Annotated in this window: 10 protein-coding genes; 9 read left to right on the top strand and 1 reads right to left on the bottom strand. The window is 64.0% G+C overall.

Annotated features, from left to right (window positions below):
* The 9 genes from PF446_RS08990 to PF446_RS08950 all read left to right on the top strand — a co-directional run.
* A partial coding sequence (locus PF446_RS08990) for a helicase-related protein (protein ID WP_298071094.1) occupies positions 1-1,179 on the top strand: 1,179 nt, incomplete at its 5' end.
* Positions 1,180-1,276: 97 nt separating this feature from the next.
* Positions 1,277-2,284, top strand: a complete 1,008-nt coding sequence (gene mltB / locus PF446_RS08985; protein WP_298071093.1) for a lytic murein transglycosylase B — start codon at positions 1,277-1,279, stop codon at positions 2,282-2,284.
* A complete protein-coding gene (locus tag PF446_RS08980; RefSeq protein WP_298071092.1) occupies positions 2,281-3,207 on the top strand; it encodes a septal ring lytic transglycosylase RlpA family protein in 927 nt (308 codons plus the stop codon). The genes mltB and PF446_RS08980 overlap by 4 nt, the downstream gene beginning before the upstream one ends.
* 114 nt (positions 3,208-3,321) lie before the next feature.
* The gene (locus PF446_RS08975; RefSeq protein WP_298071091.1) at positions 3,322-4,560 is read left to right on the top strand and encodes a D-alanyl-D-alanine carboxypeptidase family protein; all 1,239 of its coding nucleotides are present in this window, start codon (positions 3,322-3,324) and stop codon (positions 4,558-4,560) included.
* On the top strand, positions 4,560-4,850 hold the full coding sequence (locus PF446_RS08970; protein ID WP_298071090.1) for a DUF493 family protein: 291 nt from the start codon (positions 4,560-4,562) through the stop codon (positions 4,848-4,850). Before PF446_RS08975 ends, PF446_RS08970 begins: the two co-directional genes overlap by 1 nt.
* Positions 4,851-4,925: 75 nt before the next feature.
* The gene (gene lipB, locus PF446_RS08965) at positions 4,926-5,633 is read left to right on the top strand and encodes a lipoyl(octanoyl) transferase LipB (RefSeq protein WP_298071089.1); all 708 of its coding nucleotides are present in this window, start codon (positions 4,926-4,928) and stop codon (positions 5,631-5,633) included.
* Between the two features lie 7 nt (positions 5,634-5,640).
* Positions 5,641-6,630, top strand: a complete 990-nt coding sequence (gene lipA, locus PF446_RS08960; RefSeq protein WP_298071088.1) for a lipoyl synthase — start codon at positions 5,641-5,643, stop codon at positions 6,628-6,630.
* Positions 6,631-8,808, top strand: coding sequence for a carboxy terminal-processing peptidase (locus PF446_RS08955; RefSeq protein WP_298071087.1), 2,178 nt, complete (start codon positions 6,631-6,633; stop codon positions 8,806-8,808).
* Positions 8,809-8,949: 141 nt separating this feature from the next.
* Positions 8,950-9,078 (top strand): hypothetical protein, encoded by a 129-nt coding sequence (locus PF446_RS08950; RefSeq protein ID WP_298071086.1) that lies wholly within the window; start codon positions 8,950-8,952, stop codon positions 9,076-9,078.
* 252 nt (positions 9,079-9,330) lie between these two features.
* Here the strand turns inward: PF446_RS08950 and PF446_RS08945 are convergent.
* Positions 9,331-10,987 (bottom strand): GGDEF domain-containing protein (locus tag PF446_RS08945; protein WP_298071085.1); only part of this gene is annotated, 1,657 nt, incomplete at its 5' end.

The raw sequence follows: 10,987 nt of genomic DNA, 5'->3' as shown, positions 1-10,987 counted from the left end.
TCGATCGAATCGAAGACCACCACCGCCACCAATATCCGCCAGCGTTACTGGTGGGTCAGCGGCGTGCACAAGCTCGATGCCCTGACCCGCATTCTCGAGGCCGAGCCGTTCGACGCGATGATCGTGTTCACGCGGACCAAGCAGGCCACCGAGGAACTGGCCAACAAGCTGCAGGCGCGCGGCTTCGCCGCTGCGGCCATCAACGGCGACATCGCCCAGCCGCAGCGCGAGCGCGTGATTGGCCAGCTCAAGGACGGTCAGCTGGACATCCTGGTGGCGACCGACGTGGCTGCGCGTGGCCTCGACGTGGACCGCATCAGCCACGTGCTCAACTACGACATTCCCTACGACACCGAATCCTACGTGCACCGCATCGGCCGCACCGGGCGTGCCGGACGCAGCGGCGAGGCGGTGCTGTTTGTCACTCCGCGCGAGAAGGGCATGCTGCGCGCCATCGAGCGCGCCACGCGTCAGCCGATCGAGCAGATGCACCTGCCCAGCGTCGAGGTGGTCAACGATCGCCGCATCGCACGTTTCATGCAGCGCATCGGCGAGACGCTGGCCGGTCAGGACCTGACGCTGTTCCGCGAACTGATCGAGCGCTACGAGACCGAGCACGATGTTCCTGCCATCGAGATCGCCGCCGCGCTGGCCCGCCTGGCGCATGGCGACAAGCCGCTGCTGCTCAAGGAAACCCTGCGCGAGACGCCGGCCAAGCCCGAGCGGGGCCCGAAGAGCGAAAAGGAACGCGGCCCCGGCAAGGGGGAGCGCAAGCCGGGTCCCGGCGGGGCAGGCGCAGGCAAACGTCCCCATACGACCGAGGCCGGCAAGGAGACCTATCGCCTGGAAGTCGGCCACATACATGGCGTCAAGCCCGGCAACATCATCGGCGCGATTGCCAACGAAGCCGGCCTGGACAGCCAGTTCATCGGCCGCCTGAGTATCCAGACCGACTTCAGCCTGATCGACTTGCCCGAGAAGATGCCCAAGGAAATCCTCGCGCACCTGAAAAAGGTGCGGGTGGCCGGACGCATGCTGCTGATCAGCCCTGATCGGGGTGCTTCCGCAACGGGGTCCGGACCCGGCAAGGGCACGCCGCGCGGCAAGCCGTTTGCGGGCAAGGGCAAGCGTCCGGGCGGCAGCAAACCGCCCAAGCGCAAGAAAGGCCCATCCGCCTGAGCGAAGCAAGCAGCGAAATGCTTCGCGCAGCGTCTAGAAAAGTGCGTGCAAGCTGCTACGCTGTAAGCACAATTTGATCTCCATACGCGCACGATCCATGTCCATTTCAGCTCGCCTCTACGTTCTCCTCGCAGCCCTTGCGCTGTGCTTGCCATGGCGACCGGCGCGTGCCGAGGTCCATCCCGGTGAGGCCGCGCTGGTGCGTGAAGTGGCGGCGGATACCGGTAAAAGTCCGGCCCGGTTGACCGCGCTGCTGGATCAGGCAAAGAAGCAGCAGAGCATCCTGGACGCCATCGCTCGCCCCGCCGAGTCGATGGACTGGAAAAACTATCGTCCAATCTTCCTGACCCCGTCGCGTATCCAGGACGGCATCGAGTTCTACCGCAAGCATCGCGCGCTGATTGACGCCACGGCAGACAAGTACGGCGTCGACCCGCAGTATCTAGTCGCCATCCTGGGCGTGGAGACGCGCTACGGCAGCAATACCGGGCACTACAAGGTGCTTGATGCGCTGGTTACGCTGGCCTTCTACTACCCGCCGCGCGCTGCGTTCTTCCGCAAGCAGCTGAAGATCCTGCTGGAGTTGCCCGCCAGCAAGCTGGCCGGACCACTCGACACCCTCACCGGTTCCTATGCCGGCGCCCAGGGCTGGGGCCAGTTCATGCCGTCCTCGATCAAGCACTATGCTGTCGATGCCGACCACGACGGGCACATCGATCTGTATCATTCGCTGCCGGACATCCTGGCCAGCGTGGCCAATTATTTCCACGCGCATGGCTGGAAGCCGGACGAGGGGGTGGCCGCACAGGCGCAGCCGATGGACCATCCCGACCCGATCAAGTATCTGTCCAGGCCGCCCAGCATGCCCCTGGAGGACTACGAGTCGCGTGGCTATGCTCCGTTGCGGCATATCGCTCCGGGCATGCCGGCCAACCTGCTGACGCTGCAGGCCGAACATGGTCCGCAATACTGGTTCACTTTCCAGAATTTCTACGTGATCACCCGATACAACAGCAGTCCGCTGTACGCCATGGCCATCCGGCAACTGGCCAATGCGATCGCCGCGGGCGTGCATGATCCGGCCGCGCAAGAGGTCGCGCCGTGAGGCAGCGAGTCGCGTTTGCGACTGTCGCGATCCTCATGCTGGCCGGTTGTGCGGGACCCGCTGTCCGGCCGAAAGCGGCCCCGGCCGCCGTACCCGCAGCATCGGCATCGGCAGCGTCATCGCCGTCGGTACCAGGATCGGGTGCCCTTACCGGCGACAACATCGACCTGCCGCAGTCCAGCCGATACCAGCACCAAAGCGACAGCGGACCGATCCAGCCGCCTGAACGCATTGCCGACCTGCCTGAACCGACTCCGGTTCCGCTACCGCGCTCACGCTATGGCAATCGATCGCCGTATACCGTGCTCGGCCATACCTACCACGTGCTGAAAAGTGCCAAGGGCTATGACAAGCGCGGCATCGCCAGCTGGTATGGCAGGAAATTCAACGGCTACATGACCTCGAGCTTCGAGAAGTACGACATGTACAAGTTCACTGCCGCGCACAAGACACTGCCGCTGCCGACCTGGGCGCGCGTGACCAATCTCGAGAACGGCAAGAGCGTGATCGTGCGCATCAACGACCGTGGTCCGTTCGTGGCCAATCGCCTGATCGACCTGTCCTACGCCGCGGCCGTGCGCATCGGCATCTGGCCCAAGGGCACCGGGTTGGTGGAAGTGCAGGCGATCGATCCGAAGCATCCCGGGGAACTGCTGCCGCCTGTGGCGGTCCAATCGCCCGGCGTGCAGCCGGGAATCTGGCTGCAAGTGGGCGCTTTCGCCGACCCCGTCAATGCTGATCGTATGGTTCGCAGGCTGCGCAATGCGGGCATCGGCCCGATTCGCGTAACCCGGATCCATGTTCATGGGCAACGGGTGCAGCGGGTGCGTCTGGGTCCCCTGCACAGTGTGTCTGCAGCCGACCGACTGGCGCGCAAGGTCAAGCGGCTGGGCCTGCCACAACCGCAAGTCGCGGTAGACTAGCCACTTGCGTATCGGTGTTGCCCGAGGGACGTCCGTTCGCGGATCCCGCATGATTTTACAAAACCCATGGATGCGCCTTGAGCGCCTGACCCCATCTCCGATCGGATACCCTTCATGAAGTTCTTCCGTCACCGCACCCCTGTCCTGGCCACCCTCGCGATCATTGCCGCCACGCTGGTCGGTGGCGCGTTTGCCCAGCAGGCACCGCCCGCCCCGGCGTTGCCGGTCATGAACACACCGGCCGTGCCGGTGCCTCCACCGCCCTCGTTTGACGCCAAGTCCTGGGTGCTGATGGATTACGCCACAGGCAAGATCCTGGCCAGCAAGAACCCCAATGAGCGCGTGATTCCGGCTTCGATCACCAAGATCATGACCGACTACGTGGTCTCGGCCGAACTTGCCGCTGGCAAGGTGCACCTGAATGATCCGGTCTACATTTCCGAGCACGCCTGGAAGTCCGGAGGCGCGGGGACCGACGGTTCCACCAGCTTCCTCAAGGTCCATTCCAAGGTGCCGCTGAAGGACCTGCTTTACGGCATGATCATCCAGTCGGGCAACGACTCGGCGATTGCCTTGGCCGAGCATGTCGCGGGCACCGAATCGGCGTTTGCCAGCCTGATGAATGCCTACGCCAAGCAGCTGGGCATGACCGGCACGCATTACTCCAACGCGTCAGGCTATCCGGTACCCGACCACTACACCACCGCGCGCGACGTGGCGGTGCTCTCGCGCGCGCTGATCCACAACTTCCCCAAGGATTACGCGATCTCCGCAGTCAAGTCGTTTACCTGGGATGGCATCACCCAGCACAACCGCAACACGCTGCTGTGGAGCGATCCTTCCGTGGACGGCATCAAGACCGGACATACTTCGGCTGCAGGCTATTGCCTGGCCGCTTCGGCCAAGCGCGGCAATCAGCGCCTGATTGCCATCGTCATGGGGACGCCCTCCAAGACGGCCCGCGAGACCGATTCCGAGGCGCTGCTCAACTACGGTTTCCGCTTCTACGAGACCCACAAGCTCTACGATGCCGGCAAGGCCCTGGCCTCGCCGCGGTTGTGGAAGGGCAAGGCCGACAGCCTGGCACTTGGACTGAGCGAGCCGGCCATCGTCACCGTCAAGCGCGGCCAGTACAGTGAACTGAAAGCCAACATGGAGATCCCCGATCCGCTGATCGCCCCGTTCAAGAAAGGCCAGAAGGTCGGTACGCTGAACGTCACGCTGCACGGCAAGTCGGTGCTCAAGGCGCCGCTGGTGGCGCTGGCCGACGCGCCACAGGGCGGCTTCTTCACGCGGCTGTGGGACAGCATCCTGTTGTGGTTCCATCACAGCGACAGCAAGAAAGGTTCCTGATGCGCGACGTCGAACAGATCGAGCCGGATCGTCCTGACCAGGGCTTTCAGTTTCCCGGCACCTTCACCATCACCGCCATGGGCAATGCCGATGCGCGGCTGGAGCAGCGGGTGCCGGAGATCCTGGCCGGGCTGGGGCGTGCCGTGCATACGGAAAGTCTGCACACGCGCCCCTCCAGCAAGGGGCACTACATCGCGGTCACGGTCGACTTCGATTGCCCGCAGCGCGCCGACTACGACGACGCGCACACGGCGTTGCGCGCTGATCCGGATATTCGCTACACCCTGTAACGACCCGCTAGCGGCTATGGAAAAACCCGTGTCTGGCCTCCATGTCCCGAAAAGGCCCCCCGAGCGGAACCCGCCATGACTTCAGCCGCCCCCAAAGATAATGCCGCCGCTGCGCCCCCGCTGCTGGTTCGCCGGCTCGGTCGGCAGCCGTACGAGCCAGTCTGGCAGGCCATGCGCGCACTCACCGATGCCCGCGATGAGGACACCCCGGACGAGCTGTGGCTGCTCGAGCACGATCCCGTGTTCACCCTGGGGCAAGCCGGGAAATGGGAACATGTGCTGATGCCTGGCGATATTCCCGTGGTGCCCGTCGACCGCGGCGGCCAGGTGACCTACCACGGCCCCGGACAGATCGTCGGTTATCCACTGGTGGACCTGCGCCGACTGGGCGTGGGCGTGCGTGAACTGGTGCACCGCATCGAGCAGGCCGTGATCGATACACTGAAGCACTGGAACATCGACGCCGTGCGCCTGGACGGGGCGCCCGGAGTGTACGTCGACGGGGCCAAGGTGGCGGCGCTGGGCTTGCGTGTGCGACGCGGCTGTACGTTCCATGGACTGTCGTTCAACGTGAACATGGACCTGGAGCCATTTCAACGCATCAATCCTTGCGGCTACAAGGGCTTGCAGGTGACCCAGGTGGTAGACTTGGGCGGACCGGCCGGTCTGGACACGGTCGAGGACGTCCTGATCGGCGAAATCTGCCGCCAGTTCGGCTTCCAGGCCCGGCATTCCGACCCTTGCATCCCTGAACTCCCCGGGCGCAGCGCTGTCTGCGCATAGGTATCTCATGACTCAAGCAAACCCCGACAACAAGAGCATTCCCCTGAAGGTCGTCGACAAGCAGGTCGCGGGCGACAAGATTGCGCGCAACCGCGCCGGTTTCGACACCGGCACCCCGACCCTGCGCAAGCCGTCCTGGATCCGCGTGCGCCTGCCCTCGGGCAATGCCGTGCAGAAGCTCAAGTCGCGGCTCCGCGAGCACGCGCTGGTGACGGTGTGCGAGGAAGCCACCTGCCCGAACATCCACGAGTGCTTCTCCAAGGGCACGGCCACGTTCATGATTCTCGGTGAGGTGTGCACCCGGCGCTGCTCGTTCTGCGATGTCGCGCACGGCCGGCCCGCGCCGCCCGACACGCAGGAGCCTGCACGTCTGGCCGATACCATCGCCGACATGGGCCTGCGTTACGTGGTCATCACCTCGGTCGACCGCGATGACCTGCGCGATGGCGGTGCGGCGCATTTCGCATCCTGCATCCGCGCGATACGCCACAGCAGCCCAAAAATCCAGATCGAGATCCTGACCCCGGACTTTCGCGGCAAGGGACGCATGGAACGTGCGCTGGAGGCGCTGGCGGAGCATACGCCGGACGTGTTCAACCACAACCTGGAGACGGTCCCCGAGCTGTATCGCGAGGTACGCCCGGGCGCCGATTACCAGTGGTCGCTCGACCTTCTCAGGCAGTTCAAGGCGCAACATCCCGGGATCCCGACCAAGTCCGGTATCATGCTGGGCCTGGGCGAAACCGAGGAGCAGGTCCTGGGAACGCTGCGCGATCTGCGCGCGCATGACGTGAACATGGTCACCATCGGCCAGTACCTGCAGCCGTCCCCCCATCATCATCCCGTGGTCCGTTACTGGACACCGGACGAATTCGAGTCGCTGCACGATGCCGGCATGGCCATGGGTTTCACCCATGTGGCCTCCGGCCCGCTGGTGCGCTCGTCCTACCACGCCGACGTGCAGGCCCATGCCGCCGGTCTAGTCGAGGTCGCCTGAATGTTTAAGCGTTTGTTTTTCGTGCTGCTGGTGGGTGCCCTCACGGGCGTCGCCGTGCATGCCTCCGCTCCCGCCAAGTCTGACTCCCTGACGCTCAAGCCGACCAGCACCGAGGCTCAGGCCGCGGCGCTCTCGGCACGCTTCCTGACCCGCTTCCAGTACGATGCCAAGCCTCTCGACAACGCCATGTCGCAGAAGATATTCAAGGCGTACTTCAAGGCGCTGGATGGCAACAAGCTGTATTTCACCAAGAAGGACATCGATCATTTCAGCAGTCTTCGTGACGGTCTCGACAACGCGATCTGGGACCAGAACCTGTCCGGACCGTTCGCCATATTCAATCTGTACATCCAGCGCGCCACGCAGCACCTCAATTACGCGCGCAGCCTGCTGAAGAAGGGTTTCGACTTCAGCAAGCAGGAGAGCTACGACTATGATCGCGACAAGGCCCAGTGGGCGCCGAACGAGAAGGCGCTCGATGCGCTTTGGCGCAAGCGTGTCAAGAACGACTGGCTGCGGCTGAAGCTTGCCGGCAAGGACGATGCGACCATCCGCAAGGTGCTCGACAAGCGCTACAAGGGTTACATCGATCGGATCGACCAGCTTGATTCACAGGATGCGTTCCAGACATTCCTCAACGCCTACGCCGAAACCACCGATCCACACACCGACTATTTCGGACCGCGTGCGGCAAAGAATTTCGACATCGAAATGAAGCTCTCCCTGGAGGGCATCGGCGCGGTGCTGCAGGCCAACGACGAATACACCATGGTGCGCGAGGTGGTGCCCGGCGGCCCGGCCTCCAAGTCCGGCAAGATCCATGTCGGCGATCGCATCGTCGGCGTCGGCCAGGGGGCCAAGGGACCGATTACAGACGTCATTGGCTGGCGCCTGGATGATGTCGTGGACAAGATCCGCGGCAAGAAGAACACCACCCTGCGGCTGGAGATCATTCCCGGCAAGACCGGCCTAGACGGCAAGCACAAGATCATCACCCTGGTGCGCAAGAAGGTCACGATTGCCGAACAGGCGGCCAAGAAGAAGGTCATCCAGGTCACCAGCAAGAATGGCAAGGTGACCCGCCGTATCGGCGTGATCGAGCTGCCGTCCTTCTACGAGGACTTCGCCGCACGCAGTGCCGGAGACCCCAACTACAAGAGTGCCACCCGCGACGTGGCCAAGCTGATCGGTCAGCTGAAGAAGGAAAAGGTCGACGGCATCATTGTGGACCTTCGCAACAACGGGGGCGGCTCGCTCAGCGAAGCGGTCTCGATGACCGGCCTGTTCATCAACACCGGGCCGGTGGTCCAGGTGCGCTCGAGCAACGGCAGCGTCGACGAGCAGGATGACACCACCAAGGGCATGAGCTGGAGCGGCCCGCTGGCCGTCCTGGTCAACCGCGGCACGGCTTCGGCCTCGGAGATCTTCGCCGCCGCCATCCAGGATTACGGTCGCGGCCTTATCATCGGTGAGCCCACCTTCGGCAAGGGCACGGTGCAGAACCTGGTCAACCTGGATCGCTTCAGCCAGAGCGAAAAGAACCCGCAGTACGGCGAGCTGAAGATGACCATCGCCAAGTTCTTCCGCATCACTGGCGGCGCCACGCAGTTGCGCGGCGTGACCCCGGACATCGCCTTCCCCAAGAACGGCGACGAGAAGTTGTTCGGCGAGTCGACCTACGACAACGCCCTGCCGTGGACCCACATCCAGCCGGCGCAGTACAAGCCGGTGGCCAACCTCAAGATGCTGGTGCCGATGCTTGAGCAGCGCCATCTAAAGCGCATTGCCGACAGCGCGGGATGGAAGCTGATGATGGACGAGATGCACACCTACGAGAAAAACCGCAACAAGACCACGGTGTCGCTCAACTACGCCAAGCGACTGGCTGAACGCAAGCATGTCGAGGCTGTGCAGAAGGCCTTCCGCAAGCGCCATCAGAAGATCAATGGCGACAAGACCGACACCGAGGAAGTGACCCTCGATGATGGCCTCACGCCGGGCGAGCGCAGCATCACCGCCCAGATCAAGCAGCAAAAGGAGGCCGACAAGGCCACTGACGAGATGCTGGATGAAGCCGCGCACATCGTCTCCGACGAGGTCGGCCTGATCCATACCGACACCAAGCTGGCCAGCCAGGTGCTGCCGTATCACGGCAAGAAAATCGGCGCGACCGACTGAAGTTGTTCCTTACAGCGTGATGCAACACCGGGGAGGCGCGCGCGCCTCCCCGTTTTTTTGTACGCAACAGCGTGCGGCATGTCGTGACCGCACGGTGTCCCATCCGGGAACCCGGACGCGACCGAAGGGAGTGCCTGTGGTATGGCTTTGCCTTATCTGGGCTACAGCGTGCGCGTCATGAACATGCTGTATGGATCCGCCGCATGGCCCTCGGGGATCGAAGTCGAAACGCGCATAAAGACGCCGCGCCGTTTCGAACGCCGCCATTGAGCCGGTCAGCCGGGTGTAGCCGCTGCACCTGGCCTCAACGATGGCCTGCTGCAGCGCTGGTGGGTTCATTATCCCGCGGGAAAACGATCGTGCCGCAGTGACCGCTTCTGCAGTGCATGGCGGTCTTCCGTTTTTGATAAATCATGCGCCGAAGTCCATCCGTTGCCCGGATAAGGCGAAGCCGCATCCGGGAACATGCTGCGCGGGCCGCGTGGTTCCTCCACGCGTATCACCAGCGGTGCCGGGACGCCTTCAGTCGCTGTCGGGGTCGACATGCTTGGGGGCTTCGGCATCGCCGTCGGTGGGCGTGGCCAGCACGACCCGATTGCGGCCCTGCGCCTTGGCCTTGTACAGCGCATAGTCGGCCGCGCGCAGCCAGGTCTCGATGTCGTGGCTATGGGTCCCGTCCAGGATGGCCACGCCGATACTGATGGTGACCGACTGGATCGGCGAACCCTCCGGCAGGGGCAACGGTAGGGTGGCGATTCGATGACACAGGACGGCCGCGTGGCGCCGGGCCTGTTCGGCCCCCATGCGCGGACACAGCAAGGCGAATTCTTCGCCGCCCAGCCGGGAAATGCGACCGACACCGGTGCTGGCCAGCTCCAGGTCGTTGACCACGTCGGACAGGACCCGGTCGCCTGCCGGATGCCCGGCGGTGTCGTTGACTGCCTTGAAATGGTCCAGGTCCAGCAGCAGCAGGGCGTGTTCGCTGCCGGGATAGGTGCGCGGACCCTCGATCATCTCGCTGGCGGTCTGCATGAAGGCGCGGCGGTTGTCCACGCCGGTCAGCGGGTCGCGCAGGGCCAGCTGGCGCAGGGCGTTGGCATGGTGGCGTTGCGATCGCAGCAGCAGATACAGCAGGCCGGTGACCAGCAGCAGGCCGACCGAGATCAGCAGGGCGATAAGGATCCACAGTTGCTGCCGGCGCGCCACCTCGTTCTGGTGGGTGGTGCGCGCCCTGGCCACTTCCAGTTCCAGCGTCTTGTTGCGGTTCTGGTGTTCCAGGGTGCGGATGCGCAACTCGCGTTCGCGTTGCTGGTAGCGGTTTTCCAGTACCTTTTCGGTGGCCAGCAGGCTGGGGTTGCGCTGCTTGCGGAGCAGGGCGCTGACCTTGCGCGCGCTGGCCAGGGCATGCTTGAGGTCGCCGGCGGCTTCGGCAAACTGGCTGTCACCGGCATACAGGCGTGGCAGCAGGCCGTGATTGCTGCTGTGCTCGGCGTCGTGGATGGCGGCCTCGATGATCTTCATGGCCCTCTTGGGCTGGCCCAGCGCGGCATAGGCGCGGGCAATGTTGTCACGCGAGAGCAATGCATCGTTGTCGCGTCCGGCGGCCAGCTCAAGTACCAGCGAGGCGCGTGACAGCGCCAGCGCCTTGCGCGGATGTCCGGTCAGGATGTAGGTGTGTGACAGGTTGTCGCCCACCTGGGCAGCGACCTGGTTGGCGCCTATGGAGCGAAAACGCTTGCGCGATTCCTTGAACAGCGCCACGGCCTGGGCGTACTGCTTCAGGGCCGAGTGGTTCCAGGCCAGGTCGTTCTGGTCATCGGCCAGTTCCCAATCATCGCCCACTGCGCGGGCAAAGTTGGCTGCACGGGTGCATACGGGCAGCGCCTTGCTGGCCTCACCGACCTGGGTGTAGGCGTCGCACAATTCATAGCGCGCCCATGCATCCACCTTGAGGTTTGATGAATCCTGCACGAGGGATGCGCCACGAAGGGCCATCGACAGCCCGCTGGCATCGCCGTTGAGGATGAGATGAAATGCGCGCAGAAAGTCCGCGGCTGCACCGGCCAGCTTGTCGCTGTGTGCATGGTCCAGGCTGTCCAGGCGCAATACGGCCTCGGTCAGGGTTGCGTCGTCGTTGAGGTTGAGCGCCGCCGATCCCATCCACCACAGCAGGCCACGT

Origin of the sequence: Oleiagrimonas sp., from assembly GCF_027858935.1 — a bacterium.
In the GTDB taxonomy this organism is placed as follows: Bacteria; Pseudomonadota; Gammaproteobacteria; order Xanthomonadales; family Rhodanobacteraceae; genus Oleiagrimonas.
Note: the sequence above shows the minus strand (reverse complement) of the source record. Positions and strands in the feature narration are given on the sequence as shown.